This window comes from Cupriavidus oxalaticus (assembly GCF_038900635.1).
Taxonomy (GTDB): domain Bacteria; phylum Pseudomonadota; class Gammaproteobacteria; order Burkholderiales; family Burkholderiaceae; genus Cupriavidus; species Cupriavidus oxalaticus_B.
The window spans coordinates 245,280-271,373 of record NZ_JAYMRX010000001.1 but is presented as its reverse complement, the minus strand read 5'-3'; the positions used below and the strand labels follow the sequence as shown (position 1 = coordinate 271,373).

Sequence of the window (26,094 nt, the reverse complement as noted above, 5' to 3'; positions counted from 1 at the left end):
ACATTCTGCATGACCAAACTTCTCGATAACCAGGTTGCGCTGGTCACCGGCGCCTCGCGCGGCATCGGCCGCGCCATCGCGCTGGAACTTGCCCGCCAGGGCGCCACCGTGATCGGCACCGCCACCAGCGAGTCCGGCGCCGCCGGCATCACCGAATACCTTGGCGCCGAGGGCCTGAAGGGCAAGGGAGCGGTACTGAACGTCAATGACGCGGCCGCTTGCGATGCCCTGATCGACGAGATCGTGAAGACCCATGGCGGCATCGGCGTGCTGGTCAACAATGCCGGTATCACGCAAGACCAGCTGGCGATGCGCATGAAGGACGAGGACTGGGTCGCGGTCATCCAGACCAACCTGACCTCGGTCTTCCGCCTGTCGCGCGCGGTGCTGCGCCCGATGATGAAGGCCCGCCAGGGCCGTATCATCAATATCACTTCGGTGGTCGGCTCGGTCGGCAACCCCGGCCAGATGAACTACTCGGCCGCCAAGGCGGGCGTGGCTGGCATGACCCGCTCGCTGGCTGCCGAGATTGGCAGCCGCAACGTGACGGTCAACTGTGTCGCGCCGGGTTTCATTGATACCGACATGACCAAGGCGCTGTCCGAAGAGCAGCATGCTTCGCTCAAGCAGCAGATCCCGCTGGGCCGGCTGGGCCAGCCCGAGGATATCGCCAACGCGGTGGCCTTCCTGGCCGGTCCGCAAGCCGCATATATCACCGGCACCACACTGCATGTGAACGGCGGGATGTACATGAATTAATCGGTTTTCAGGTGGCGGTTTTTCAGCGAGAAGCCGGAAGAAGCTGCCTGAAGCCGTAGTGAAGTCGTAGTTTTCCGAACCAAACGGGCGCGATTCTTGCAAAGCTTGGCAGGCGGCATTTCTGTCGTCCCAAACCTGCTAAAATGCGCCCACTTTTTGTCGAACTTCCCTGGAGGGTTACATGGACAATATCGAACAACGCGTCAAGAAAATCGTGGCAGAACAGCTTGGCGTGGCCGAGGCAGACATCAAGAACGAATCCTCGTTCGTGAACGACCTCGGTGCGGACTCGCTGGACACGGTTGAACTCGTGATGGCGTTGGAAGATGAATTCGGCATGGAAATTCCCGATGAGGAAGCCGAAAAGATCACGACCGTGCAACAGGCTATCGACTACGCCACCGCGCACGTCAAGGCCTGAGCCCATCGTATCTTAATTCCGAGCCACAGAAGGCAGGTGGGCGGGCCGTCGCGGCCTTGCCTTGCTGTTTTCTGTGGCTTTCGTCTGTTCGAAGACGCAGAATGGAACTCGCCTGTCCGCCGCGCCTGTGGCCCAGCGGCAGGCTGATCCGTCGTTCCGTTGCCTCTTCACGCACCCGTAGGAAAACATAGTGAGCCGTCGTCGCGTCGTCGTCACTGGGCTTGGCCTTGTGTCTCCGGTCGGAAACACGGTTGCCGAAGGCTGGGCCAACCTGGTAGCCGGCAAGTCCGGCATCGCCACCATCACCAAATTCGATCACTCCGCGCTTTCCGTGCATTTCGCCGGTGAAGTGAAGGGCTTCAATGCCGAGGACTACATCCCGGCCAAGGAAGCCCGCAACATGGATACGTTTATCCATTACGGCATCGCCGCGGGTACGCAGGCCCTGAAGGACAGCGGCCTGGAAGTGACCGAAGCCAACGCCGAGCGCATCGGCGTGCTGGTTGGGTCGGGCATCGGCGGCCTGCCGATGATCGAAGACACCAAAGCGGTGCTGACCGAGCGAGGTCCGCGCCGCATTTCGCCGTTCTTCGTGCCGGGCTCGATCATCAACATGATTGCCGGCCACCTGTCGATCATTCACGGCATCAAGGGCCCGAACCTGGCTGCCGTGACCGCGTGCACGACCGGCCTGCACAGCATTGGCCTGGCCGCTCGCCTGATCCAGGCCGGCGACGCCGATGCCATGCTGGCAGGCGGCGCCGAGTCGACGGTGTCGCCGCTGGGTATCGGCGGCTTTGCCGCGGCCCGCGCGCTGTCGACCCGCAACGACGATCCGGCCGCAGCCTCGCGCCCGTGGGACAAGGACCGTGACGGCTTCGTGCTGGGCGAGGGCGCTGGTGTGATGATGCTGGAAGAGTACGAGTCGGCCAAGGCGCGCGGCGCGCGCATCTATGCCGAGCTGATCGGCTTCGGCATGAGCGGCGATGCGTTCCACATGACCGCGCCGAACATGGACGGCCCGCGCCGCTGCATGGTCAACGCGCTGAAGGACGCCGGCATCAATGCGGACCAGGTCCATTACCTGAATGCGCATGGCACCTCGACGCCGCTCGGCGACAAGAACGAATCCGATGCCATCAAGGCAGCGTTCGGCGACCAGGCCTACAAGATGGTGGTGAACTCGACCAAGTCGATGACCGGCCACTTGCTGGGCGGCGCCGGCGGCCTGGAATCGGTCTTCACCGTGCTGGCCGTGCACAACCAGGTGTCGCCGCCGACGATCAACATCGAGAACCAGGATCCGGAATGCGACCTGGACTACGTGGCCAACACGGCGCGCGAGATGAAGATCGACGTTGCGGTGAAGAACAACTTCGGTTTCGGCGGTACCAACGGCACGCTTGTCTTCCGCCGCGTCTGATCCGTGGTTGAGGCGGGCCCTGCGCGGGCTGCGCCAGGACAGGGTCCACCCCTTGCGGTGGGCCCTGTTCCTGTTCTGCGCCGGTGAAGCGGCTGCGGTGGGGCTGCTCGCGTCAGCGTTGGCTGACGCCGTTGCCGCCAGCCCCGCCGGCGTGATGTGGTGGCATGCCGCGCTGGCGCTGCCGGCCGTCGCCGCCGGCGTGCCGATTTTGCGCAGCTGGCGCCGATGGGTGCGTGCCCTGCGCTGGCGCTGCACGGCGCTGCTGCCGGCGCCCGATGGCAAAGGGCCGCTGCGGGTCCGTATTGAAGCGCTTGGCGCCAGCCGCCACGAAGTCGTGGTGAGCGGGTTCTGGCAGGCGGGCGGCATCGCTGTCTTGCGCCTTGCTTCCCGTGCGCCTGGCCTGCCGGGCGCCGTCTTCCTTCCCTGCCAAGCCGTGTCGCTGGAACTCTCGCGGCGGTTGCAGCGGGCCGCTAGAGTTGCACTGAAGGTGCAACCCGACACGTCCACACGGGAACGAAATTGTTAATTCACGGTCACAGGATGCGCGTTGCTCGACGGGGCGGGCGGAGAATCGTAGGTAAAATACAACGTTTGTCGTGACGACCAAGCCAAGAGATACACTGCAGGTGAGCCATACGTGAGCGAACGCGAAGCCGATCAGCTCCTAGTTGAACGCGTCCAGCAGGGCGACAAGCGGGCCTTTGAACTTCTGGTGACCAAATACCATCGGAAGATCATTCGCCTGATTTCGCGCCTGGTCAGGGACCCCGCCGAAGTCGAGGATGTGGCGCAGGATGCCTTTATCAAGGCATATCGCGCCTTGCCCCAGTTTCGCGGGGAGTCGGCCTTCTACACGTGGCTGTACCGGATCGCCGTCAACACGGCCAAGAACTACCTGGCTACCCAGGGCCGCCGCCCGGAAGCGTCGAGCGACATCGATGCGGAAGAGGCTGAAACTTTTGCGGACGGTGAGCAACTAAGGGATATCAATACGCCGGAGTCGATGCTCCACACGCGCCAGGTTGCCGAGACGGTGAACCGCGCGATGGAAGCACTGCCGGAGGAATTGCGGACCGCCATCACGCTGCGCGAGATCGAGGGCCTCAGCTATGAGGAAATCGCGGAGGCGATGGGATGTCCGATCGGCACGGTGCGCTCGCGGATCTTCCGTGCGCGCGAGGCGATTGCCGAAAGATTGCGTCCGCTGCTGGGAACGGCAGAGGGCAAGCGGTGGTAGTGGTTCCGGTGGTAGTAGTTCGGTAGCAAGGAACAATGTCGTGCGGCCAGCGTTGCAGCCTATTCCTGCATCGATAAGCGACAGCAGTAGACGGGATTATCGGTGTTCAATGGAATGTCTTGGGGTGGGAAATGGGTCAGGCTCATAAGCAGTCGGTTCATGTAGTGGAAGCAGCGGAGCAGATCTCCGTTCTGATGGATGGCGAACTCGCGCCGCACGAAGTCAATGCCGTGCTCGAACTCGCAAAAGGCGACGAGGGCTTGGCTGACTGGAGCACATACCAGCTGATCGGCGATGCTCTGCGCTCGGAAGACCTGACGCACGCTGGCTCCACCTCCGATTTTCTGTCTCGCTTCTCTGTGCGCCTGGAGGCCGAGCCGCACGTGCTGGTGCCGGCCGTGGCGCAAGCCAGCGCCCGCCACCGCCTGCTGGTCAGGCCATCGTGGGTGCGCCGCGCCTTGCCGGGTACCGCGATCGCGGCCGCCGTGGCGGCGGTCAGCTGGGTGGTGGTGCCGCAGATGCGCGGACCCGCTGGCCTGGCTGCGCCCGAAGCCGTGGTGGCGCGCGCGGAACCGTCCGCAGCCGCGCCAGCTGCCGGCATCGTCACCGTGGCCGACACCCAGATGATCCGCGACCCGCGCCTGGACGAATACCTGCGCGCCCATCGCACGTCGGTGGCAACGGATGCGTTCGTGCCAACCATGCGCACGGTTGCCAACGGCGCCAGCTTCTCTCAGGAAAATACGCAGGAATAATGGCGGACATGCATAAAGGACGGTCGTCCGCCTATGTCGCGGGCGCACAGAGAATTGGGGCCCTGCGTAGGTCCCTTTTTCTGGCCTTGTGTCTGACTGCTGCAGCGGCGACCGCTCAGCCCTCGGACAGTACGCTGAACCGACGCGACGCCACCGCCTGGCTCAACAAGATTCACAAGGCCGCGCAGCGCGAGAACTACGTCGGCACGCTGATCTACCAGCGCGGCAGCGTCATGCATGCGTCGCGCATCCAGCATTACAGCGATCTGGTCAACAACGAGTACGAGCGCCTGGAAACGCTGGACGGCAAGCCGCGCGAGGTGCTGCGCCAGAATGACGTGGTGCACAGCCTGATTCCGGAAGCCAAGCTGGTGGTGGTGGAGAAGCAGGAAGCGAAGGACCGCTTCCCGGCGCTGCTGGCCACGAACAAGAACGATGTGCTCGAGCTCTACGACATGCGCAGGATGCCCGCGGAGCGGGTCGCCGGCATGGATTGCGAGGTGTTCGCGCTGGAGCCGCATGATGCCGCGCGCTATGCGGTGCGCCTGTGGGCCGAGAAGAATTCCGGTCTGCTGATGCGTGCGCAGACCGTTGGCGACGGCGGCAAGGTGCTGGAGCAGGTGGCATTCTCGCAAGTCCAGATCGGGGTGCCGTCTGAAAAGCAGCGCATCCTCGCGGCCATCAAGAGTTCCAGCAACTGGAACCACTACGAGGTGAATTACCAGCCGACCAATATCGCCGACGAAGGCTGGACGATCGCCGTGCCGCTGAAGGGTTTCCAGAAGATCCGCGAGGTGCGCCGTCCGCTGGGCGAGCTGCGGGCGTCGGCGCCCGGCAACAACCGTGGCCAGGTCTTCGAAGTCCTGCAGGTGGTCTACAGCGACGGCCTGACCGGCCTCTCTGTCTTTATCGAGCCGGTTTCCGAGCAGCGAGTGCGCCGCGAAGGCGTAGCGGCGCTTGGCGCGACCCAGGTCGTTGTGCGCCGGATCGCCGATTACTGGATCACCGTGGTCGGCGAAGTGCCGGCGAGCACCGTACGCCAGTTTGCGACGGCCGTAGAGTACCGGCAGCCCAAGGCGGTACACTGAGCCTGACGCGGGTGCAGCCGGCGCCTCGGAACGCCTGTTCCGGGTGCCGGCCCATGAAACCTGCGCAAGGGGTCCCAGCCACGGGATCGTATCGGTTTTTCTTCTTTCGCTGAATCCCGGGAGTTGTCGATGACTTTCAGATCTCCAGCCCTGGCGCGTGCCGTGGTCATGGCTGCCATGTTGGTGCTCGGCCCGACCGTGGCCGAAGTCAGCCACGCCCAGGCCGCCGCCAACAGCTACAACCTGCCTGATTTCACCGACCTGGTGGAAAAGGCCAGCCCCGCGGTGGTCAATATCCGCACCACCGAGCGCGTGCGCCAGCGCGGCGGCGCCCCCGGCGACGAAGAAATGGCCGAGTTCTTCCGGCGCTTCTTTGGCGTGCCCATGCCGGGCGCGCCGGCCCCCGGCACGCCGCCTCGCCGCAACCAGCCGCCGCAGCAGGAAGAGCAGAGCCGCGGCGTAGGCTCGGGCTTCATTATCAGCGCCGATGGTTATGTGATGACCAATGCGCATGTTGTGGCGGACGCCGAGACCATCTATGTGACGCTGCCGGACAAGCGCGAGTTCAAGGCCAAGCTGATCGGCTCGGACAAGCGTACCGACGTGGCGCTGCTGAAGGTGGATGCCAACAACCTGCCGCGCCTGCCGCTGGGCGACTCGGAGAAAGTCCGCGCCGGCGAGTGGGTGCTGGCCATCGGCTCGCCGTTCGGTCTGGATAACAGCGTGACCGCGGGCATCGTCTCGGCCAAGGGGCGCGATACCGGCGATTACGTGCCGTTTATCCAGACTGATGTGGCGGTCAACCCCGGCAACTCGGGCGGCCCTCTGATCAACCTGCGCGGCGAAGTGATCGGCATCAACTCGCAAATCTACAGCCGCAGCGGGGGCTACATGGGTATTTCCTTCGCGATCCCGATCGACGAGGCGATGCGCGTGTCGGAGCAGCTGAAGACCGCCGGCCGCGTGACCCGCGGCCGCATCGCGGTGGCGATCGGCGATGTCACCAAGGAAGTGGCCGATTCGCTGGGACTGGGCCGTGCGCGCGGCGCACTGGTCGGCAGCGTCGAGCCGGGCGGCCCCGCCGAGAAGGCGGGGATCGAGGCCGGCGACATCATCCTGAAGTTCAACGGCCGCGACATCGAGCGCGCTTCGGATCTGCCGCGCATGGTCGGCGATACCAAGCCGGGCGCGCGCGTTCCGCTGCAGTTGTGGCGCAAGGGCGCGACCCGCGAGGTCACCATCACCGTCGCCGAGCTGGAACCGGACGGCAAGGCCCGCGCCAGCCGCGGCGCGGCGCCCAAGGAAGACAGCGCGCAGTCCAGCAAGCCTAACGCGCTGGGGCTGGTGGTCAATGACCTGCCCGACGCGCGCCTGAAGGAGCTCAAGCTCAAGTCGGGCGTCGAGGTAGAGCTGGCCGACGGCCCCGCACTGCGCGCCGGCATCCGTCCAGGCGACATTATCCTGCGGCTGGGCGACACCGACGTGACCAACGCCCGCCAGTTCAACGAGCTGGTGCGGGGGCTGGACAAGAGCCGGATCGCCGCGGTGTTCGTGCGGCGCGGCGACGCCACCCAGGTGCTGACGCTGCGCCCGGGCGCCACCGCCAACCGCTGATCCGTTTCGCCTCGATGGCATGCCCGCGCTGACGCTTTACGGCCGGGCGTACTGCCATCTGTGCGACGACATGAGGGTCGCGCTGGAGTCACTCCGGCGCGATTTTTCTTTCGTGCTGCATGAGGTGGACGTCGACAGCGACGCGGGCCTGGAAGACCGCTTCGGCGAACTGGTCCCGGTATTGATGCCAGGGCCGCCGGAGGCGCTCGACAGCGGTGCTGCGCAGCTTTGTCACTATTTCCTCGACGATGGCGCGGTGCGAGTGTGGCTGGCGGCACACGGCGGCGTCCGCGCCAGCGGCTGAGTGCGCCTGCCACGCATACGGCGTGGCCATTTCACGACCCGGAAGCCTTTGAAAATCCGGTAAAATTGCGGTTTGGCGCAAAAATTGCACCCCTGACCTTTGCGGCACGCCCGCGCACGCCTGTCGGCGCGCGGCGCCGGGCCATTTTCGAACCGCGACGAACCGTTGTTGCAGCCCGGGCCCTGTTGCCGGCGCTCCCTGAACACTAGATGGACCATATCCGTAATTTCTCGATCATTGCCCATATCGACCATGGGAAGTCCACCCTGGCCGACCGGATCATTCAGCTCTGTGGAGGGCTGTCGGATCGGGAGATGGAAGCGCAGGTCCTCGACTCGATGGATATCGAGAAAGAGCGCGGCATCACCATCAAGGCGCAGACCGCCGCGCTGACCTACAAGGCGCGCGACGGCGAGGTCTACAACCTGAACCTGATCGACACCCCGGGACACGTCGACTTCAGCTATGAAGTCAGCCGCTCGCTGTCCGCCTGCGAAGGCGCGCTGCTGGTGGTCGACGCCTCGCAGGGCGTTGAGGCGCAGACCGTGGCCAACTGCTACACCGCGATCGAGTTGGGCGTGGAAGTGGTGCCCGTGCTGAACAAGATCGACCTGCCGCAGGCCGATCCCGACAACGCGATCCAGGAAATCGAGGACGTCATCGGCATCGACGCGCAGGACGCCACGCCCTGCTCGGCCAAGACCGGTCAGGGCGTGCAGGACGTGATCGAAGCCCTGATCGCCAAGGTGCCGCCGCCCAAGGGCGACGTTGACGCACCGCTGCAGGCGCTGATCATCGATTCGTGGTTCGACAACTATGTCGGCGTGGTGATGCTGGTGCGCGTTGTCAACGGCACGCTGCGCCCCAAGGACAAGGTCCTGCTGATGGCCACCGGCGCGCAGCACCTGGTCGAGCAGGTGGGCGTGTTCACGCCCAAGTCGATCCAGCGCGATTCGCTGACCGCCGGCCAGGTGGGTTTCGTCATCGCCGGCATCAAGGAACTGAAGGCCGCCAAGGTGGGCGACACCATCACCACCGTGCAGCGCAAGGCGGAGGCGCCGCTGCCGGGCTTCAAGGAAGTCAAGCCGCAGGTGTTTGCCGGCCTGTATCCGGTTGAGGCCAACCAGTATGAAGCGCTGCGCGAGTCGCTGGAGAAGCTGCGCCTGAACGACGCCTCGCTGATGTTCGAGCCGGAAGTGTCGCAGGCACTGGGCTTCGGCTTCCGCTGCGGATTCCTGGGCCTGCTGCACATGGAAATCGTGCAGGAACGCCTGGAGCGCGAGTTCGACATGGACCTGATCACTACCGCGCCGACGGTGGTGTACCAGGTCGAGATGCGCGACGGCACCATGATCACGGTGGAAAATCCGGCGAAGATGCCGGATCCGAGCAAGATCGAAGCGATCCTAGAGCCGATCGTCACGGTCAATCTTTATATGCCGCAGGAATATGTCGGCTCGGTGATTACGCTGTGCACGCAGAAGCGCGGCTCGCAGATCAACATGAGCTACCACGGCAAGCAGGTCCAGTTGACCTACGAGATCCCGATGGCGGAAATCGTGATGGACTTTTTCGATCGCCTGAAGTCGGTGTCGCGCGGCTATGCGTCGATGGACTACGAGTTCAAGGAATATCGCCCGTCGGATGTGGTCAAGGTCGATATCCTGATCAATAGCGACAAGGTCGATGCGCTGTCGGTGATCGTGCACCGCTCCAACTCGCAATACCGCGGCCGCGAAGTGGCAGCCAAGATGCGCGAGATCATTCCGCGCCAGATGTACGACGTGGCGATCCAGGCGGCGATCGGCTCGAATATCATCGCGCGCGAGAACGTCAAGGCACTGCGCAAGAACGTGCTGGCCAAGTGCTACGGCGGCGATATCACTCGCAAGAAGAAGCTGCTGGAAAAGCAGAAGGCCGGCAAGAAGCGCATGAAGCAAGTGGGTACGGTCGAGATCCCGCAAGAGGCCTTCCTGGCCATCCTGCAGGTGGACGACAAGTAAGGCACCGGCAGCACGATGCCACGCGCGGCGATTGGGCGCGCGCATAACAGAACAGGCTGTACCAGGATTTCCAAGAACCAGAAGCCGTCATGAATTTTGCACTGATCCTTTTTGTGCTGGTGGTGATTACGGGTGTTGCGTGGGTCGCGGACAAGCTCGTGTTCGAGCGGCAGCGCCGCGCCTCGGCGCGGCTGGCGCTGGCCGAGTTCGATTCCCGCCAGGCGGCGCTGCAAGGCGGCTTCGGCGCGACCGATGCCGACGCCACGCGCAAGCGCCTGGCCGAAGAAAAACTGCGCCAGCCGTGGTGGCTGGAATACTCGGCCAGCTTCTTCCCGGTGATCCTGGCGGTGTTCGTGCTGCGCTCGTTCGTGGTCGAGCCGTTCAAGATTCCGTCGGGCTCGATGATCCCGACGCTGCTGATCGGCGACTTCATCCTGGTCAACAAGTATGAATACGGCATCCGGCTGCCGGTGGTGAACAAGAAGATCATGGACATGCGCGAGCCTCAGCGCGGCGACGTGATGGTGTTCCGCTACCCGAAGGACCAGTCGCTCGATTACATCAAGCGCGTTATCGGTGTGCCGGGCGACACGGTGCAGTATTTCAACAAGCGGCTGACCATCAATGGCAAGCCCGCCGAATACACCGTGCTGCCGGATTTCCTGGACGAAGAGCGCCTGGCGTATTCCAAGCATCTCCGCGAAAAGCTGCCCGGCAGCGTCGACCATGGCATCCTTAACGATGCCGACCGGCCGGCGTTCGTGGCGGGTGCCGACCCGGATTTCCCTTACCGGGAAAACTGCACTTACAATCAGCAGGGTGTGACGTGCAAGGTACCTGCAGGTCACTATTTCGTGATGGGCGACAACCGGGACAACAGCCTCGACTCCCGCTACTGGGGATTCGTGCCGGATGAGAATATCGTCGGCAAGGCCTTTGTCATCTGGATGAACCTGGGCAATTTCGGACGCGTGGGCTCGTTTAAATAACTCAATCCACGCGGCGCAAGAACACTCAACACAACAGAGGGCAAGCGCAAATGGGTCAGACCGGGAAGGGTAAGGGGAAAGAACAAGGCCGGGAGTACAGGCAGGCCGGGCCACGGCACCGCGGGCAGGGCGGTTTTTCCGTCTGGACGCTGCTGGTCGTAGTGGTTTTCGTGATCGGCGTGGCCTTGCCGGCCGTGCGCTCGATCCCGAGCCTGGTGGAGTATTTTTCAGTGAAGCGCGCCGCCAGCTACGCGAAGCAGCGCGCTGTCAACAAACGTGAAGTCGTCGAGTATTTCGACAAACAGGCAGCCATCGACCGGATTGCCGCAGTCAAGGGCGAAGACCTGCTGGTCCGCGAGGACGATAACGGCAACATTCGCTCGGTCGATTTTTCGTACCGGACCGAAGTGCCCGTCTACGGACCCCTGAGTCTTATGATCACCTATTCGGGAACGCAGCACTGATATGAACCTCGACGCCTTGCAGCAACGACTCGGCTACCGATTCAGCAAGCCAGAATTGCTGCAGCAGGCGCTGACGCACCGCAGCCACAGCGCCCAGCACAACGAACGCCTCGAGTTTTTGGGCGATTCGGTGCTCAACTGCGCCGTGGCGGACATGCTCTATGGCATGTTCGGCAAGCTCGACGAAGGCGACCTGTCGCGCGTGCGGGCCAACCTGGTCAAGCAGCAGGCCCTGTATGAGATTGCCCAGATGCTGCAACTGTCCGACACGCTGCGCCTGGGCGAGGGCGAACTGAAGAGCGGTGGTTTCCGCCGTCCTTCGATTCTCGCCGATGCGCTCGAAGCCATTGTTGGCGCGGTCTTCCTCGATACCGGCTTCGAGGCTGCGCGCGCGCTGATCCGCAAGCTCTATATCCCCATCCTGGAGCAGGTGGATCCGCGTACGCTGGGCAAGGACGCCAAGACCCTGCTGCAGGAATACCTGCAGGGCCACAAGATCGCGCTGCCGCAATATAACGTAATCGCCACCCACGGAGCCGCGCACAGCCAGCAGTTTGAAGTCGAGTGCACGGTGCCTAAACTGGAAGTCCGGGTGTTCGGCACCGGTGCCTCGCGGCGTGCCGCCGAGCAGGCCGCCGCCAAGCTGGCGCTGGACGAAGTCCAGAAGCTGGTGCCGCAACTGCTCAAGCGCAGCCGCGCCGAGCGCACCGGCAAGACCCGCAAGCAACCCCAGCCGCAGGACCCGCAGCTGTCTCTCAGGTTGAAGGAATGACCGAATCTAACCATCCGCAGCAACACGCGGCGGATACCCCGGCTGCGGCTTTCCGCTGCGGCACCGTGGCCATTGTCGGCCGTCCCAACGTGGGCAAGTCCACGCTGATGAACGCGCTGGTCGGCCAGAAGATCAGCATCACCTCGCGCAAGGCGCAGACTACGCGGCATCGCATTGTCGGCATCCAGACCACGGATGACGCACAGTATGTGTTCGTCGATACGCCCGGATTCCAGACCCGCCACGCCAGCGCGCTGAACCGTTCGCTGAATCGCGCGGTCACGTCGACGCTGTCGTCGGTGGACCTGATCCTGTTCGTGGTCGAGGCCGGCTATTACGGCGCCGACGACGAGAAGGTACTGTCGCTGCTGCCAAAGAACACGCCGGTTCTGCTGGTGACCAACAAGCTCGACCGCATCGGCGAGAACCGCTCGGAAGTGATGATGCCCTTCCTGGAAAAGGTGGGGCAGTTGTTCCCGTTCCGCGAAGTGGTGCCGATGTCGGCCAAGACCCGCGACCATATCGCGCGGCTGTTCGAGATCATCCGGCCCTACCTGCCGGAAGGCGAGCCGATGTATGACGCCGATGCGATGACCGACCGCAGCGAACGCTTCCTGGCCTCAGAGATCATCCGCGAGAAGGTGTTCCGCTGGACCGGCGATGAGCTGCCGTACACCAGCACGGTGGTCATCGACAAGTTCGAGACCGAGGGCCGGCTGCGCCGCGTGTTTGCCACCATCCTGGTCGAGCGCGACGCGCACAAGGCCATGATCATCGGCAACAAGGGCAGCAAGCTCAAGCAGATCTCTACCGAGGCGCGCCTCGACATGGAGAAGCTCTTTGACGGCAAGGTCTACCTCGAGATGTGGATCAAGGTGAAGAGCGGCTGGGCCGACAACGAAGCCGGACTGCGAGCCTACGGCTACGAGTGAGCGGACTGCGAGCGAAAGGCGAGCGACCATTGAGCAAGACGGCTGATATCGCGCGCGCGCCGGCGCCCCGCGCCCGCCGCGCCGATCCGGTGGTGGACGAGGCGGCCGAACTGCTCGACAGCAAGGCGCTGCCCGGCATGGCCGATGCGGCAGCACGCGCCATGATGGACCGCGCCATGCGCATCGTGCCGGCCCGGCCCGAGTCGCGCGTCGCCGACCAGCCGGGCTTTGTGCTCCATGCCTGGCCGTATCGCGAGACCAGCCTGATCCTCGATGTCTTCACCCGCGACCATGGCCGCATCTCGATGGTGGCCAAGGGCGCCAAGCGCCCGCATTCGGCGCTGCGCGCGGTGCTGCAGCATTTCCATCCGGTCTCGGTGTCGTGGAGCGGCCGCGGCGAGGTCAAGACCCTGACCAAGGCGGAATGGGTCGGTGGCATGCCGCCGCTGGCTGGCGATGCGTTGCTGTCCGCGTTCTATCTGAACGAACTACTGATGCGCTTCTGCCCGCGCGAAGATGCGTATCCCGTGCTGTTCCGCCACTACCTGGCCACGCTCACGCGGCTGGCGCACGGCGAGCCTGCCGGCCTGGTGCTGCGCAGTTTCGAGCGTGTGCTGCTGCAGGACACCGGCTTCGCGGTCGGATTCGACCAGTGCCTGAGCACAGGCGAACGCGTGCAGCCGGGGCTCGACTATGTCTACCAGCCCGAGCGCGGCGTGCGCCGCGCCCAGCCGAGCGACCCGTCGTCGTGGCCGGTGGTGTCGGGCCAGACGCTGCTCGACATGGCGCAGGACGATTACAGCCGCGCGCAGACCGCGGCGCAAAGCCGGGCACTGATGCGCTTCCTGCTGCATTATTATCTGCAAGGCGAACCGCTGAAAACGCGCCAGATACTGATCGACCTGCAGTATCTGTGACCGAACCATTCCAATCCGAATTTCCTGATCGCATGATCTTCCACGCAAATCCGGGCGTCATCGACCTTGGCGTCAATATCGACCACGTGGCCACGCTGCGCAACGCGCGCGGCACCGTGTACCCCGACCCCATCCAGGCCGCGTTGCAGGCCGAGGAAGCCGGCGCGGACCTGATCACGCTGCACCTGCGCGAAGACCGCCGCCATATTCGCGACGCCGACGTGCGCGCGCTGCGCCCGCAGCTGGCCACGCGCATGAACCTGGAATGCGCCATCACGCAGGAGATGCTCGATATCGCTTGCGAGATCCGTCCGCAGGATGTGTGCCTTGTTCCCGAGCGCCGCGAGGAAGTGACCACCGAAGGCGGCCTCGACGTGGCCGGGCGCTTCGAGCAGGTCAAGGCCGCTTGCGCGCAGCTGGCCGGCGCCGGCATCCGCGTGTCGCTGTTCATCGATGCCGACCCCGACCAGATCGCCGCCGCGGCCGCGTGCGGCGCGCCGGTGATCGAGCTGCATACCGGCGCCTATGCCGATGCGCAGTCGCCCGACCAACAGGCGGTGGAATTCCGCCGCATCGCGGAAGGTGTCGACGCGGGCTTGAAGCACGGGCTGGTGGTCAACGCCGGGCACGGCCTGCACTACACCAATGTCCAGCCCGTCGCGGCGCTGCCCGGCATCAAGGAGCTGAACATCGGGCATGCCATCGTCGCCCATGCGGTGTTCGTCGGCTGGCAGAACGCGGTGCGCGAGATGAAGGCCATCATGGTGGCCGCGCGCCTGGGTACCCGATATCCCGTCGCAGGCGCGCCGGCGTGATCTACGGCGTCGGCACCGACATCATCCAGATCGCCCGTGTGCAGGGCGTGATGGAACGCACCCACGGCCGCTTCGCGGAAAAGGTGCTCGGACCCAACGAGCTGGCCAAGTACCACGCGCGCAAGGCGCGTTCCGAGAAACGCGGACTCGCCTTCCTGTCCACGCGCTTTGCCGCCAAGGAAGCCTTTTCCAAGGCCATCGGGCTGGGCATGCGCTGGCCGATGACGTGGCGCGCGATGGAGCTGATGAACCTGCCTTCGGGCGAGCCTTCGCCGGTATGCCACGGCGAACTGGCGGCATGGCTCGCGGAACGCGGCCTCACCGTGCGGGTCAGTGTCAGTGACGAACATGACTATGCAGTCGCCTTCGCCATTGCCGAGCGCACCGGCGAGGCGGCTCCTCAACCCAAAGCCTTGTGAATCCAACCCCTTCCATGTCCAAGAAGAACTCCGGCAAGCGGCCGGGCCCGGTGGTCCTCGACGTCGTCGGCAAGCAGCTCGATACCGACGATGCGCGCCGCATCGCGCATCCGCTGACCGGCGGCGTGATCCTGTTCGCGCGCAACTTCGAATCGCGCGCGCAGCTGCAGGCGCTGACGCGCGCAATCCGCGCGGTGCGCGACGACGTGCTGATCTGCATCGACCATGAGGGCGGCCGCGTGCAGCGCTGCAAGACCGATGGCTTTACCCATCTGCCGGCGATGCATCGGCTGGGCGAGCTGTGGGACCGCGACGTACTGGCGGCGACACGCGCTGCGGTGGCATGCGGCTATGTGCTGGCAGCCGAGCTGCGCGCCTGCGACATTGATTTCAGCTTCACGCCGGTGCTGGACCTCGACTACGGGCGCAGTGCCGTGATCGGTGATCGCGCCTTCCATGCCGACCCGCGCGTGGTGACGATGCTGTCCGGCCACCTCAACCACGGCCTGTTGCTGGCCGGCATGAGCAACTGCGGCAAGCACTTCCCCGGCCACGGCTATGTCGAGGCCGACTCGCACGTGGCGATCCCGGTCGACGAGCGTACGCTGGACGAGCTCCTTGAGCAGGACGCGCGTCCGTACGAATGGCTGGGCCTGAGCCTGTCGTCGGTGATGCCGGCGCACGTGATCTATCCCAAGGTCGACCCGAATCCGGCCGGCTTCTCGCGCTACTGGCTGCAGGACGTGCTGCGTGCGCAACTGGGCTTCGAGGGCGTGATCTTCAGCGACGACCTCAGCATGGAGGGCGCCAGCGTGGCCGGCAACGTGACCGAGGCCGCGCGTGCCGCGCTGACGGCAGGCTGCGACATGGTGCTGATCTGCAACCACCCGGATCGCGCCGACCAGCTGCTGACCGAACTCGACGTGGGTATCGACAAGGCCTCGCAGCGCCGCGTCCGCAAGCTGTTCCCGCGCCGCAAGCCGATGGACTGGAACAAGCTGCAGGGCGAAGGCGAATACCGCGCCGCGCTGCGCACGCTGCGCGAGTACGAGCTGCTCGGCTGATCCGCGCGCGTTCAAAAACAGAAAAAGGCAGCCTCGGCTGCCTTTTTCCTTGCCGGTCCCGCTGTGTCAGCCAGGACCTTGCGCACGCCTTAGTTGGCGCGGCTGCGGTATTCGCCGGTACGGGTGTCGATTTCGATCTTGTCGCCGATGTTGCAGAACAGCGGCACTTGCAGTTCGAAGCCGGTGTTGATCTTGGCGCCCTTGAGCACCTTGCCCGACGAGGTGTCGCCCTTGACGGCCGGCTCGGTGTAGACGATTTCGCGGACCAGCGTGGTCGGCATTTCGACAGAGATGGCCTTGTCGTTGTAGAACACGACTTCAACGTTCATGCCGTCTTCGAGGTAGTTCAGCGAGTCACCCATGCTGTCCTTCTCGACTTCGTACTGGTTGTAGTCGGTATCCATGAACACGTACATCGGGTCGGCGAAGTACGAGTAGGTGCACTCGCGGCGCTCCAGCACCACGACTTCGAACTTGTCGTCGGCCTTGAACACCGACTCGCCCGGGGCGTCGGTCAGCAGGTTCTTGTACTTCATCTTGACCACGGCCGCGTTGCGGCCCGACTTGTTGTACTCGGCCTTCTGCACGACCATCGGATCGCCGCCGATCATGAACACGTTACCGACGCGGAGTTCCTGTGCGATTTTCATCTGAACTGTTTTCCTGAATAAGAAAGTAGGAATTTGGAATGGCGAAGGCGCGCTGCCGGCATTACCGTTGCGGTCGGCCAGATGCTCCGCCGAAAGCCGGTATCCACGCGCTCGCGACCCCGTGCTCAGCTTGCATTCAGGTCTTCATCCCACGCGTTCGATGCCTGGGAGAGGACCTGGTTCTCCGGCCCGGTCGCCATTTGGATCAACCGATTATTTTACCTGATTTTCGCAAAACGCCACCAGGTTGGCGGCAAGATCTCCGGGATGCTGCAAGCGCCGCTCCCAGCGCGGTGCGATGGCGGCAAGTGCCGCCAGATGCGCTCGCAGGCGCGGCCAGTCGACGGGGACACCGTAGCCGTTCCATGCGTGCCAGAAATCCGTCAACGCAGTGACCGCGTCGGGTGCCACGCCGCTTTGGCGGAACAGGTCGAGCCAGGCGTCGAGCTTGACCTGGTGTGCTGCATCGTCCTGGGGGTAGATATGCCAGACCAGTGGCCGCGCCGCCCACTGTGCACGTACGAAAGAGTCCTCGCCCCGCACGAAGTTCAGGTCGCAGGCCCACAGCAGCTCGTCGAAGTGCTCCTGGCGTACGAACGGGATCAGTTGCACGCGCAGGCTGCCACGTTCGACCGGGTCGCCGATCCGCAGCGGCGTGCCCAGCCATTCGGCGACCTGGTCGGCGGCCATGCCGGCGGGCACCAGGCAATGGACAGCCTCGGTGCCGTCGCGCCATTGCTCCAGCAGCGCGGGCAGGGCCGGGTTGCGGTAGGCAAACAGGCTTACCCGCAGCGCGTCAGGGCGGGGCGTCACGCCTAGCCGATGCCACAAGGCTGCCTGGGCGGCGGGGCCGCCGAGGAAGGCGGCGCGCTGCGCGCCCAGCATCGACTCCCGCAGCAGGCCGCCAGTGCCTGGCTCGAAGCCGGGGAAGAAGAAGTGCTTCACCAGCGGCAGCCGCGGATGGGGCGAGGGCATCGCATGGTGCTCCCGCACCCATGGCTCGGCGCTCAGGTATTCGAGGTTGATCCAGGCGGGCTTGGGGTCGCGCACGGCCATGCGCGCCAGGAAGGCTTGCGGCACTTCACAGGCGAAGGCTTCGATGACGGCATCGTGGGGCGCCACCCCGGCGGTGTCGTCCACGTCATTGTCGCCCGCCGGCCGCCATGGACGAATTTCCACGCCCGCCAGGCGCTGCACCGTGGCACCGGTATCAAGCTCAGGCGCCAGCCGCGCAAAGCTCGCCAGATCATCGACCCAGAGCCGCACCACGTGCCCGTGCTCCTGCGCGAGCTGGCGGGCCAGCCGCCAGCAGACGCCGATGTCGCCGAAATTGTCGATCACGGTGCAGAAAATGTCCCAGGAGCGAATAGGCATGGCAGGTAAAGGCGCGCACGGGCGGGATGCGCGCTGAATTGCTCTAAACTTGCGATTTTAGAGGCCGCGCCATTTTGTTGCGCGCGGTCCGTGTAGCGGTCACCGTCCCCAATGTCCGACCAGCAATCCGATTCACCGAAACCCGCGGCCGATGTGGCGGCCGCAACGCCGGCCGAAATTCCAGTGGCAGTTCCGGCCGACGTTCCGGCTGAAGTGCAGCCCGAGATCGCCGCCGAAGCGCCGGGCGAACTGCCGCCCGAGCCCTTCGACGCCAAGCCGGTCATCTCGCGCCTGCCGGGCCTGCCCGGCGTGTACCGCTATTTCGATGCCGGCGGCAATGTGTTGTACGTCGGCAAGGCGCGCGACCTGAAGAAGCGGGTTTCGAGCTATTTCACCAAGACCCAGCTGTCGCCGCGCATCGCGATGATGGTCGCGCGTATCGCCCGTATCGAGACCACGGTGGTGCGCACCGAGGCCGAGGCGCTGCTGCTGGAAAACAACCTGATCAAGGCACTGGCGCCGCGCTACAACATCCTGTTCCGCGACGACAAGTCGTATCCGTTCCTGAAGCTGACCGGGCACCGCTTTCCGCGCATGGCGTACTACCGCGGCGCCACCGACCGCAAGCACCAGTACTTCGGCCCGTTCCCGAGCGCCTATGCGGTGCGCGAGAGCATGCAGATCCTGCAGAAGGTATTCCAGCTGCGCACTTGCGAGGACACCGTCTTCAACAACCGCACCCGGCCTTGCCTGCTGCATCAGATCCATCGCTGCACCGGCCCGTGCGTCAATGCCATCAGCGAAGAGGATTACGCGCGTGACGTTGCCAACGCGGCGCGCTTCCTGCAGGGCCGCCAGACCGAAGTGCTGGAAGGCCTGCAGGGCAAGATGGAACAGCATGCCGAGCGGCTCGAGTTCGAGCAGGCCGCCGCGGTGCGCGACCAGATCGCGGCGCTGTCGACCGTGCTCAAGCGCCAGGCGGTGGAGGAAGTGGGCGGGCAGGCGCGCGATATCGACGTGCTGGCCGTGGCGGTGGAAGGCGGGCGCGCCTGCGTCAACCTGGCCATGGTGCGCGGCGGCCGCCATCTCGGTGACAAGGCCTATTTCCCAGCCCATGCCGACGAGGCCGCGATGATCGTCGAGGATGCCGACCAGCGCGACACGCTGGACGAGGCCGGCGCCGCCGAGGCCGCCGAGGCCGCGCCAGCGCTCACAGTCGAGCGCATCGCCGCGCGGGTGTTGTCCGCCTTCATGGTGCAGCACTACCTGGAGCAACCGGCGCCGCCCATCATCGTCGTCAGCCATGTGCCGGACGACGGTGCGGTGCTGGAGGCGCTGTCGCTGCATGCCGGTCGCAAGGTGACGCTGGTGCGCCAGCCGCAGGGCCAGCGCAAGGTGTGGCTGGAGATGGCGCAGCAGGGCGCGGCGCTGGCGCTGTCGCGTCGGCTGGCCGAGCAGGGCAGCCAGGAGGGGCGTACGCGCGCGCTGGCGGAAACCATCGGTCTGGACCTGGAAGACCTGGCGCTGCTGCGGGTGGAGTGCTTCGATATCAGCCACACCGCCGGCGAGGCGACGCAGGCGTCGTGCGTGGTGTACCACCACCATGACATGCAGAACAGCGAATATCGCCGCTACAACATCCAGGACATCATCCCCGGCGACGACTATGCCGCCATGCGCCAGGTGCTGACGCGCCGCTACCAGAAGCTGGTCGAGCAGATGCAGGAAGACGGCGGCGCGCAGGCAGGCAGCGAAGCCACCGCGCTGCTGCCGCAGATCGTGCTGATCGACGGCGGCAAGGGCCAGGTCGAGGTGGCGCGCCAGGTGTTCGAGGAACTGGGGCTCGATATCGGCCTGCTGGTCGGCGTGGCCAAGGGCGAGGGGCGCAAGGTCGGCCTGGAAACACTGGTATTCGCCGACGGCCGAGCGTCGCTGGAACTGGGGCAGGGCAGCGCGGCGCTGATGCTGGTGGCGCAGATCCGCGACGAAGCCCACCGCTTTGCGATCACCGGCATGCGCGCGCGCAGGGCCAAGGCGCGCACGACCTCGCGGCTGGAAGAGATTGAAGGTGTGGGCGCGCGCCGGCGCCAGAAGCTGCTGACCCGTTTTGGCGGCCTGCGCGGCGTGATGGCCGCCAGCATCGACGAGCTGGCCAGCGTCGAGGGCATCTCGCGCGGGCTCGCCGAGGAGATCTACCGACAGCTGCATTGACCCCCGGCAGTTGCTGTCGCGGGGACGAAAATGACCAATGATGGTCGATTGGTCCGGAAATCGGCGACAATCGCGGGATTGGTCACGTTCCCCCGCCGCCCGAGTTCCATGCCTTTCAATATCCCGATCCTGCTGACCTGGCTTCGTGTCGCCATGATTCCCCTGGTGGTGGGCGTGTTCTACCTGCCCGACGCATGGCTTCCCATGCACACCAAGAACCTGACGGCGGCGGCGTTCTTTATCATCGCCGCGGTGACGGACTGGCTCGACGGCTTCCTGGCGCGGCGCTGGAACCAGACCTCGTCGTTCGGCGCATTCCTGGACCCGGTCGCCGATAAATTGATGGTGACGGCCGCGCTGCTGTCGCTGCTGGCGCTGGACCGGGTCACCGACCTGATCGCGCTGGTCATCATCGGGCGCGAGATCACGATCTCGGCGCTGCGTGAGTGGATGGCGCAGATCGGTGCGTCCAAGAGCGTGGCGGTGAACTTCCTTGGCAAGCTCAAGACCACCGTGCAGATGATCGCGATCCCGCTGCTGCTGTTCAGCGGTCAACTGCTCGGGTTCGACGCCTACGTGCTGGGCACCTGGATGATCTACCTGGCCGCGGTGCTGACGCTGTGGTCGATGATCTATTACATGAAGCTGGCCTGGCCGCAGATCCGGGAGCGCAGCAGTGTGGTGGCGGGTGCCGGCGCCCGGAAGTGAAAAGAAAATCCAAAAAGGTGTTGACGCAGAGGGGAGCTTTTTGCATAATCTCATTCTCGTTGCTGACGACACAAACGAAAGCAGCGAGATAAGGCAGGTTTAGCGCAAGATGTTGTGTGATAGCGGCAAATTGCGAAACAAAATGCCTTAAAAAGTTTTTGTGGCAGTACCCTGCGGGAGTAGCTCAGTTGGTAGAGCGCAACCTTGCCAAGGTTGAGGTCGCGAGTTCGAGACTCGTCTCCCGCTCCAGGTTATTCGAAGGTTCGGCAACGTGCATGGCACTGGCCGGGCCGGCAGCAAAAAGTTGTATGCGGGAGTAGCTCAGTTGGTAGAGCGCAACCTTGCCAAGGTTGAGGTCGCGAGTTCGAGACTCGTCTCCCGCTCCAATCCCCAAAGGGAAGCAACGCTTCCCTTTTTGTTTGGGTTGAAGTGCCGTGGCAGGCCAGCCGGCAGCATCGGCTGAATGCGGCTACAATCCAGCATCACGTCACCTGGCGGGGTGGCAGAGTGGTTATGCAGCGGCCTGCAAAGCCGTGTACGCCGGTTCGATTCCGACCTCCGCCTCCAGTTGCAATGCAGAACGGCGCCTCTTGGGCGCCGTTTTTGTTTTGCGCAGGTATTGCGCTCGTTCCCTCCGCCTCGCACAGGCGCTCCTCGCCATGAATTGCCTCGCATTTCTGCGCTTTGAGCGCGTGGCGGGCATGTTACATTACCCTTGTCGTACGCTTTTCGGGGTGCGCCGCGCGATGGATCGCGGCGCAGCATGTCATACGCCATTCCCGATCCGTGATGCGCGTCCAGCGTGTCCGGGGCCGCTGCGGCACTCCCCGTTCTTTCCCTGCTTGTCCCGTCCGAGGCTGCCGATCGTGCCGCACAGACCGCTGGTGCGCGCCGCATGGTGGTTTGTGGCATGGTGGCGCGCGCGGGGAGAGCGGGGGATCCAGCCATTGCCGTCCAGCCCCTGACACGAGGAACCCCGCGCGCATGCACCACGCCACCCCGCTCATCAGCACCATCGTCGGCGGTATCGTCCTGGCCTTCGTCCTTGGCGCCATTGCCAGCAAACTGCGGCTGCCTCCGCTGATCGGCTACCTGTGCGCGGGGATCGTGGTGGGGCCGCATACGCCGGGCTACACCGCTGACCAGGCGCTCGCGCCGGAACTGGCCGAGCTCGGGGTGATCTTGCTGATGTTCGGCGTCGGGCTGCATTTCTCGATCAAGGACCTGATGGCGGTGAAGCGCATCGCGATCCCCGGGGCAGTCGTGCAGATCGGAATCGCGACCTTCCTCGGCATGCTGGCGGCGTGGGGTTTCGGCTGGTCGTGGGGGCAGGGACTGGTGTATGGGTTGGCGCTGTCGGTGGCCAGTACCGTGGTGCTGCTCAAGGCGCTGCAGGAGCGCGGCTTGGTGGAATCGCCCCAGGGGCGGATCGCGGTAGGCTGGCTGATCGTCGAGGACCTGGCCATGGTGCTGGCGCTGGTGCTGTTGCCGGCGATGGCGGGTCTGCTTGCCGGCGCCACTGACGCCGGTGCCGAAGGCAGTCCGGCCACGGGCGACGTCCTGCTGGCGGTGTTTTCGACGCTGGGCAAGGTTGCTGCCTTTGTCGCGGTAATGCTGCTGATCGGGCGCCGCTTTATCCCGTGGATGCTCGAGCGCATCGTCTGGACCGGCAATCGCGAGATGTTCCGGCTGGGCGTGCTGGCGACCGCGCTGGGCGTGGCCTATGGCGCGTATTCACTGTTTGGCGTCTCGTTCGCGCTGGGGGCCTTCTTTGCCGGCATGGTGCTGGCCGAATCCGAATTCAGCCATCGCGCGGCGGAAGAATCCTTGCCGCTGCGCGATGCCTTTTCGGTGCTGTTCTTCGTCTCGGTCGGCATGCTGTTCGATCCCATGGTGCTGGTCAACGACCCGTGGGGCGTGCTGTCGACGCTGTTTATCATTGTGGTCGGCAAGTCGCTGGCGGCGATGGGCATTGTCCGGGTGTTCGGGCACTCCGGACAGACCGGCATGACGATTGCCGTCAGCCTGGCGCAGATTGGGGAGTTCTCCTTCATCCTGGCGAGCCTGGGCGTCTACCTGAATATCTTGCCCGAGCGCGGCCAGGCACTGATCCTGGCAGGCGCATTGCTGTCGATCATGCTCAACCCGGTGCTGTTCCACCTGCTCGACCTGTACACCGCGCGCAGCAAGCGCGGCGAGCCGCAGACGGCCTAGCTGTCGCGCTCAGGTGGGTCCATTGCGCGGGGCCGTTACGCGGTCCGCGCCACGCATCATGCGCCCCGATGCGGGACGCGCGTCACGCCCCGATACGCGGCGCCATGGTGCGCAGGTATTCGGTGAAGGCCAGCAGGCCTTGCGTCGGAAACTTGTCCTGATGCACGACCAGTTGCAGCGGCCGCACGATGCGCGGCAAGCCTTCGCGGATCGCCACCAGAGTACCTTGCGCGAGTTCGTCACGCACCACGTGCAAGGACAGGCAACTGACGCCAAAGCCGCTCATCACCGCGCGCTTGATCGCCTCGGCATTACCCAGTTCCAGCGCGAAGCGCAGTTCGCCCAGCAACGGCACCAGGCGTTCCTCGATCACCTCGCGCGTGCCCGAGCCCGGTTCGCGCACGATCCATTCGGCGTCACGCAGTGCCACCAGGTCGTTCGGCGTGGGCGCGAGCGGATGCGACGGGCCGACCACCACCACCATCTCGTCGTCGCACCAGTGCATGCTGCGCAGGTCGCGCTCGTGGCTGGCGCCTTCCACCAGGCCGATGTCGGCTTCGAACTGCAGCAGTGACTGCAGCACCTCGCGGGTGTTGCCGATGCGCAGGTCCAGAGTGCAGGGTCCGCTGCGCGAGTGACGGAATCCCGCCAGCAGAGGCGGCAGGATATAGCTGCCGATGGTGTTGCTGGCAGCGATGCGCAACTGCACCCCGGTCTGCGTGGCAAAGCGCTCCAGCTCATGCGCCTGGTCCAGCAGCGCCAGCGCGCGCGGGAAGAACTGGCGGCCAGTCTCGTTAATGCTGAGGCGGCGTGCAATGCGGTCGAACAGCGGGCTGTCCAGCGCACGCTCCAGCTCCGCCAGTGAAGCGCTGACCGCTGACTGCGACATCGCCAGCGCCTGCGCGGCCGCCATGGTGCTGCCGTGCTGCGCCACGGCGACGAAGACGGACAGCTGGCGCAGCGTGAGGCGCAGGGGGCGCTGCTCGGCGCGAGGTTCTGGACGATGCTCTGAACGTGGTTCCATATCGAAATATTAGATAACGCATAACGATATTACCCGTTTTACGGGTTAGGGGCGGGCCAGTACGCTGGAGTCACTACAGAACAAGTGAACTGCCATGTCTTCCGCCACTTCCAGCAGCGCCCCCCGCACCGCAGCCGCCAACCCGGCAGCCGCCACTCCGCCCTGGTCCCAGCGCCTGCTGACGCTTGTGCCGCTGGGAGGCATTGCCTGGCTGGCACTGGCGCTGGCCGAGCATCCGGCGATCGCCCGCTATGGTCTGAGCGCACTGACGCTCGCCATGTGCGCCGGCATGGTCGCGGCCAATACGCTGCCGAAGCACTGGCTGGCACCGCTGGCACCCGGGATGCAGGTGGCGCGCCATTACCTGCTGCGGCTGGGCGTGGCACTGTACGGCCTGCGGCTGACATTCGCGTCCATCGTCGCGCTGGGCCTGCCGGGCATTGTGGTACCGCTCACGATGCTGGTCGCCACGCTGCTGTTCGGCACCTGGGTCGGGTCGACCTTCTTCGGACTGAGCCGCCGCGAAGCGATCCTGGTCAGCTCCGGCAGCGCGATCTGCGGCGCGGCCGCGGCCATCGCGGTGTCGTCGGTGGTGCGCACCGACGACCGCCAGACCGCAGTGGCGGTCGCCACGGTGGTGTTGTTCGGCACGGTTGGCATGCTGCTCTATCCCTACCTGTTCGAATTGGCCAATGGCCATTGGCACTGGGCGGTCAGCGAGCGCATGTTCGGCATCTTCACCGGCGCGACGCTGCATGAGGTGGCACAGGTGATCGCCGCCGGCAAGATGATCAGCGAGCCGACCGCCGATGCCGCGGTAGTGGCCAAGATGGTGCGCGTGCTGGCGCTGGGGCCGCTGCTGCTGGTGATGGCGCTGTGGCCGCAAGGGAAGGCCGAGGCAGGCCAGGCGAGCGCCGGCAAGGGCCGCTTCGCCGGGATTCTGAAGTCGGTGCCGTGGTTTGCGGTGGGGTTTGTCGCGGTGATGGCGCTCAACTCGGCCGGCACGGTGCCCGCCGCCTGGAAGGCACCGTTGATCGCGCTGGATAACTGGCTGCTGGCCTGTGCAATGCTGGCAATCGGCTTGCATACCCGCATCGGTGACCTGGTGCGCGCCGGACGCAAGCCGCTGGCACTGGCCGGAGTGCTGTTCGTGTTCCTGATGGGGGTCGGTGCGCTGATGTGCTACGTGATGGCGTAAAGCGCGGCGCGAAGAGCGCGGCGCAGCGCGAAGGATCTGAAGAGGAGGCAGAGGGCCTCCTCTTTTGCTTTGGGCGCAGGGTTGCCGCTGCGGTGGCCCTGGTGCGGCCGACGGGACTCGAACCCGTAAGCCTGGAAAGGCGGCAGATTTTAAGTCTGCTGAGTCTACCAATTTCTCCACGGCCGCACGGCAAGCCCGGTATTGTGGTGGCTTCGCAATCCGGATGCAAGCGCGCCGCAGCCTTTATTCGGTTCGCCAAGGGGTTGGCGTCACGGAAGAAAAAAGTGACGCAATGTTACGGCTGGTAACAATGTAGTGCCCTCGGTTGCACCTGGAAAATTCCGACCCACTACAATACCGAGTAAGAGAAATCTCAAATCTGAGAGGCGGATATGAAACGTTGGTGGCTCGCAGCATTCGGTGTCGCCGCCGGGCTGGCATCCGGGGCCGCAATGGCCCATGTGAGCGTCGGCGTCGCGATCGGCGTTCCGGGCGTCGTGGTTGGCGCGCCGGCCTACTATCCGCCCCCTCCGGTTTACTATGCGCCACCGCCGGTGGTGGTAGCGCCGGCGCCGGTTTACTACGGCCCGCCGGCAGTGGTGGTGCGTCCGCGTCCGGTCTACTATGGCCCGCGCTACTATGGCCCGCCGCGTTACTATGGCGGCCATCACCACGGTTACTATGGTCCGCCGGGACACCGCGGTCATGGCCGCTGGCGTCACGACTGAGCGCCCAGCGC

The 26,094-nt window shown here is 64.9% G+C and carries 26 protein-coding genes and 4 tRNA genes; 26 read left to right on the top strand and 4 right to left on the bottom strand.

Going from position 1 to position 26,094, the window contains the following annotated elements:
• Window positions 1-9 precede the first annotated feature (9 nt).
• The 18 genes from fabG (at window position 10) to nagZ (ending at window position 15,976) form a co-directional block, all read left to right on the top strand.
• Window positions 10-759, top strand: a complete 750-nt coding sequence (fabG, locus tag VSR71_RS01255; RefSeq protein ID WP_133095531.1) for a 3-oxoacyl-ACP reductase FabG — start codon at window positions 10-12, stop codon at window positions 757-759.
• A 181-nt stretch (window positions 760-940) separates the two neighbouring features.
• Window positions 941-1,180, top strand: a complete 240-nt coding sequence (acpP, locus tag VSR71_RS01250; RefSeq protein WP_008644813.1) for an acyl carrier protein — start codon at window positions 941-943, stop codon at window positions 1,178-1,180.
• 190 nt (window positions 1,181-1,370) lie between these two features.
• Complete coding sequence (gene fabF / locus VSR71_RS01245; protein WP_342912143.1) at window positions 1,371-2,603, top strand: beta-ketoacyl-ACP synthase II; 1,233 nt, start codon at window positions 1,371-1,373, stop codon at window positions 2,601-2,603.
• Between the two features lie 52 nt (window positions 2,604-2,655).
• Complete coding sequence (locus VSR71_RS01240) at window positions 2,656-3,129, top strand: hypothetical protein (RefSeq protein ID WP_342912142.1); 474 nt, start codon at window positions 2,656-2,658, stop codon at window positions 3,127-3,129.
• A gap of 111 nt (window positions 3,130-3,240) precedes the next feature.
• Window positions 3,241-3,840, top strand: coding sequence for an RNA polymerase sigma factor RpoE (gene rpoE, locus VSR71_RS01235; protein WP_012353313.1), 600 nt, complete (start codon window positions 3,241-3,243; stop codon window positions 3,838-3,840).
• Between the two features lie 131 nt (window positions 3,841-3,971).
• Entirely contained in the window at window positions 3,972-4,595 is a 624-nt protein-coding gene (locus VSR71_RS01230; RefSeq protein WP_342912141.1) for a sigma-E factor negative regulatory protein, read from the top strand.
• Between the two features lie 8 nt (window positions 4,596-4,603).
• Window positions 4,604-5,683 carry a MucB/RseB C-terminal domain-containing protein gene (locus VSR71_RS01225; RefSeq protein WP_342912140.1) on the top strand — a complete coding sequence of 360 codons (1,080 nt, stop codon included), beginning with the start codon at window positions 4,604-4,606 and terminating at the stop codon, window positions 5,681-5,683.
• A 129-nt stretch (window positions 5,684-5,812) separates the two neighbouring features.
• Window positions 5,813-7,297, top strand: a complete 1,485-nt coding sequence (locus tag VSR71_RS01220; RefSeq protein WP_342912139.1) for a DegQ family serine endoprotease — start codon at window positions 5,813-5,815, stop codon at window positions 7,295-7,297.
• Between the two features lie 19 nt (window positions 7,298-7,316).
• Window positions 7,317-7,601 (top strand): glutaredoxin family protein, encoded by a 285-nt coding sequence (locus tag VSR71_RS01215; RefSeq protein ID WP_342912138.1) that lies wholly within the window; start codon window positions 7,317-7,319, stop codon window positions 7,599-7,601.
• A gap of 209 nt (window positions 7,602-7,810) precedes the next feature.
• Window positions 7,811-9,604 carry a translation elongation factor 4 gene (gene lepA, locus VSR71_RS01210; protein ID WP_342912137.1) on the top strand — a complete coding sequence of 598 codons (1,794 nt, stop codon included), beginning with the start codon at window positions 7,811-7,813 and terminating at the stop codon, window positions 9,602-9,604.
• 89 nt (window positions 9,605-9,693) lie between these two features.
• On the top strand, window positions 9,694-10,593 hold the full coding sequence (gene lepB / locus VSR71_RS01205; protein ID WP_342912136.1) for a signal peptidase I: 900 nt from the start codon (window positions 9,694-9,696) through the stop codon (window positions 10,591-10,593).
• Between the two features lie 50 nt (window positions 10,594-10,643).
• Window positions 10,644-11,057 carry a DUF4845 domain-containing protein gene (locus VSR71_RS01200; protein WP_342912135.1) on the top strand — a complete coding sequence of 138 codons (414 nt, stop codon included), beginning with the start codon at window positions 10,644-10,646 and terminating at the stop codon, window positions 11,055-11,057.
• 1 nt (window position 11,058) lies between these two features.
• Complete coding sequence (rnc, locus tag VSR71_RS01195; protein ID WP_029046315.1) at window positions 11,059-11,829, top strand: ribonuclease III; 771 nt, start codon at window positions 11,059-11,061, stop codon at window positions 11,827-11,829.
• Complete coding sequence (gene era, locus VSR71_RS01190) at window positions 11,826-12,761, top strand: GTPase Era (protein ID WP_342912134.1); 936 nt, start codon at window positions 11,826-11,828, stop codon at window positions 12,759-12,761. Before rnc ends, era begins: the two co-directional genes overlap by 4 nt.
• 29 nt (window positions 12,762-12,790) lie before the next feature.
• Window positions 12,791-13,678: a DNA repair protein RecO gene (recO, locus tag VSR71_RS01185; protein WP_342912133.1), complete on the top strand. Its 888-nt coding sequence runs from the start codon at window positions 12,791-12,793 to the stop codon at window positions 13,676-13,678.
• A 32-nt stretch (window positions 13,679-13,710) separates the two neighbouring features.
• The gene (gene pdxJ, locus VSR71_RS01180; RefSeq protein WP_342912132.1) at window positions 13,711-14,493 is read left to right on the top strand and encodes a pyridoxine 5'-phosphate synthase; all 783 of its coding nucleotides are present in this window, start codon (window positions 13,711-13,713) and stop codon (window positions 14,491-14,493) included.
• Window positions 14,490-14,912: a holo-ACP synthase gene (acpS, locus tag VSR71_RS01175; protein ID WP_342912131.1), complete on the top strand. Its 423-nt coding sequence runs from the start codon at window positions 14,490-14,492 to the stop codon at window positions 14,910-14,912. The genes pdxJ and acpS overlap by 4 nt, the downstream gene beginning before the upstream one ends.
• 14 nt (window positions 14,913-14,926) lie before the next feature.
• Window positions 14,927-15,976 carry a beta-N-acetylhexosaminidase gene (nagZ, locus tag VSR71_RS01170; RefSeq protein ID WP_342912130.1) on the top strand — a complete coding sequence of 350 codons (1,050 nt, stop codon included), beginning with the start codon at window positions 14,927-14,929 and terminating at the stop codon, window positions 15,974-15,976.
• A gap of 89 nt (window positions 15,977-16,065) precedes the next feature.
• Here the strand turns inward: nagZ and efp are convergent, their stop codons facing one another.
• Complete coding sequence (gene efp, locus VSR71_RS01165; protein ID WP_029046321.1) at window positions 16,066-16,626, bottom strand: elongation factor P; 561 nt, start codon at window positions 16,624-16,626, stop codon at window positions 16,066-16,068.
• Window positions 16,627-16,839: 213 nt separating this feature from the next.
• Entirely contained in the window at window positions 16,840-18,000 is a 1,161-nt protein-coding gene (earP, locus tag VSR71_RS01160; protein WP_342912129.1) for an elongation factor P maturation arginine rhamnosyltransferase EarP, read from the bottom strand.
• A gap of 111 nt (window positions 18,001-18,111) precedes the next feature.
• Between earP and uvrC the strand changes: the two genes are divergently transcribed.
• The 6 genes from uvrC to VSR71_RS01130 all read left to right on the top strand — a co-directional run bounded on the left by uvrC (window position 18,112) and on the right by VSR71_RS01130 (window position 23,133).
• Window positions 18,112-20,211, top strand: a complete 2,100-nt coding sequence (uvrC, locus tag VSR71_RS01155; RefSeq protein WP_342912128.1) for an excinuclease ABC subunit UvrC — start codon at window positions 18,112-18,114, stop codon at window positions 20,209-20,211.
• 108 nt (window positions 20,212-20,319) lie between these two features.
• On the top strand, window positions 20,320-20,919 hold the full coding sequence (gene pgsA / locus VSR71_RS01150; RefSeq protein ID WP_029046324.1) for a CDP-diacylglycerol--glycerol-3-phosphate 3-phosphatidyltransferase: 600 nt from the start codon (window positions 20,320-20,322) through the stop codon (window positions 20,917-20,919).
• A 173-nt stretch (window positions 20,920-21,092) separates the two neighbouring features.
• Window positions 21,093-21,168 (top strand) — tRNA-Gly (locus VSR71_RS01145).
• Between the two features lie 61 nt (window positions 21,169-21,229).
• Window positions 21,230-21,305 (top strand) — tRNA-Gly (locus VSR71_RS01140).
• A 107-nt stretch (window positions 21,306-21,412) separates the two neighbouring features.
• A tRNA-Cys gene (locus tag VSR71_RS01135) sits at window positions 21,413-21,486 on the top strand.
• A 417-nt stretch (window positions 21,487-21,903) separates the two neighbouring features.
• A complete protein-coding gene (locus VSR71_RS01130) occupies window positions 21,904-23,133 on the top strand; it encodes a cation:proton antiporter (RefSeq protein WP_342912127.1) in 1,230 nt (409 codons plus the stop codon).
• 82 nt (window positions 23,134-23,215) lie between these two features.
• On the opposite strand, the gene VSR71_RS01125 is transcribed toward VSR71_RS01130, so the two are convergent.
• Entirely contained in the window at window positions 23,216-24,157 is a 942-nt protein-coding gene (locus VSR71_RS01125; protein ID WP_342912126.1) for a LysR family transcriptional regulator, read from the bottom strand.
• A gap of 94 nt (window positions 24,158-24,251) precedes the next feature.
• Between VSR71_RS01125 and VSR71_RS01120 the strand changes: the two genes are divergently transcribed.
• Window positions 24,252-25,355: a YeiH family protein gene (locus tag VSR71_RS01120; RefSeq protein WP_342912125.1), complete on the top strand. Its 1,104-nt coding sequence runs from the start codon at window positions 24,252-24,254 to the stop codon at window positions 25,353-25,355.
• Between the two features lie 99 nt (window positions 25,356-25,454).
• Here VSR71_RS01120 and VSR71_RS01115 read toward each other — a convergent pair.
• Window positions 25,455-25,541 (bottom strand) — tRNA-Leu (locus VSR71_RS01115).
• Between the two features lie 206 nt (window positions 25,542-25,747).
• On the opposite strand from VSR71_RS01115, the gene VSR71_RS01110 reads away from it, so the two are divergent.
• Window positions 25,748-26,083: a hypothetical protein gene (locus VSR71_RS01110; RefSeq protein ID WP_342912124.1), complete on the top strand. Its 336-nt coding sequence runs from the start codon at window positions 25,748-25,750 to the stop codon at window positions 26,081-26,083.
• Window positions 26,084-26,094: the final 11 nt, after the last annotated feature.

Bases quoted from the DNA above. Each gene is read 5' to 3' on its own strand.
- VSR71_RS01225 (WP_342912140.1), top strand. From the start codon at position 4,604: ATGCATAAAGGACGGTCGTCCGCCTATGTCGCGGGCGCACAGAGAATT.
- nagZ (WP_342912130.1), top strand. From the start codon at position 14,927: ATGTCCAAGAAGAACTCCGGCAAGCGGCCGGGCCCGGTGGTCCTCGAC.
- rnc (WP_029046315.1), top strand. From the start codon at position 11,059: ATGAACCTCGACGCCTTGCAGCAACGACTCGGCTACCGATTCAGCAAG.
- fabG (WP_133095531.1), top strand. From the start codon at position 10: ATGACCAAACTTCTCGATAACCAGGTTGCGCTGGTCACCGGCGCCTCG.
- lepA (WP_342912137.1), top strand. From the start codon at position 7,811: ATGGACCATATCCGTAATTTCTCGATCATTGCCCATATCGACCATGGG.
- earP (WP_342912129.1), bottom strand. From the start codon at position 18,000: ATGCCTATTCGCTCCTGGGACATTTTCTGCACCGTGATCGACAATTTC.
- VSR71_RS01110 (WP_342912124.1), top strand. From the start codon at position 25,748: ATGAAACGTTGGTGGCTCGCAGCATTCGGTGTCGCCGCCGGGCTGGCA.
- lepB (WP_342912136.1), top strand. From the start codon at position 9,694: ATGAATTTTGCACTGATCCTTTTTGTGCTGGTGGTGATTACGGGTGTT.
- VSR71_RS01120 (WP_342912125.1), top strand. From the start codon at position 24,252: ATGTCTTCCGCCACTTCCAGCAGCGCCCCCCGCACCGCAGCCGCCAAC.
- VSR71_RS01125 (WP_342912126.1), bottom strand. From the start codon at position 24,157: ATGGAACCACGTTCAGAGCATCGTCCAGAACCTCGCGCCGAGCAGCGC.
- acpP (WP_008644813.1), top strand. From the start codon at position 941: ATGGACAATATCGAACAACGCGTCAAGAAAATCGTGGCAGAACAGCTT.
- era (WP_342912134.1), top strand. From the start codon at position 11,826: ATGACCGAATCTAACCATCCGCAGCAACACGCGGCGGATACCCCGGCT.
- VSR71_RS01220 (WP_342912139.1), top strand. From the start codon at position 5,813: ATGACTTTCAGATCTCCAGCCCTGGCGCGTGCCGTGGTCATGGCTGCC.
- pgsA (WP_029046324.1), top strand. From the start codon at position 20,320: ATGCCTTTCAATATCCCGATCCTGCTGACCTGGCTTCGTGTCGCCATG.
- pdxJ (WP_342912132.1), top strand. From the start codon at position 13,711: ATGATCTTCCACGCAAATCCGGGCGTCATCGACCTTGGCGTCAATATC.
- VSR71_RS01230 (WP_342912141.1), top strand. From the start codon at position 3,972: ATGGGTCAGGCTCATAAGCAGTCGGTTCATGTAGTGGAAGCAGCGGAG.
- VSR71_RS01215 (WP_342912138.1), top strand. From the start codon at position 7,317: ATGCCCGCGCTGACGCTTTACGGCCGGGCGTACTGCCATCTGTGCGAC.
- efp (WP_029046321.1), bottom strand. From the start codon at position 16,626: ATGAAAATCGCACAGGAACTCCGCGTCGGTAACGTGTTCATGATCGGC.
- VSR71_RS01200 (WP_342912135.1), top strand. From the start codon at position 10,644: ATGGGTCAGACCGGGAAGGGTAAGGGGAAAGAACAAGGCCGGGAGTAC.
- VSR71_RS01130 (WP_342912127.1), top strand. From the start codon at position 21,904: ATGCACCACGCCACCCCGCTCATCAGCACCATCGTCGGCGGTATCGTC.
- uvrC (WP_342912128.1), top strand. From the start codon at position 18,112: ATGTCCGACCAGCAATCCGATTCACCGAAACCCGCGGCCGATGTGGCG.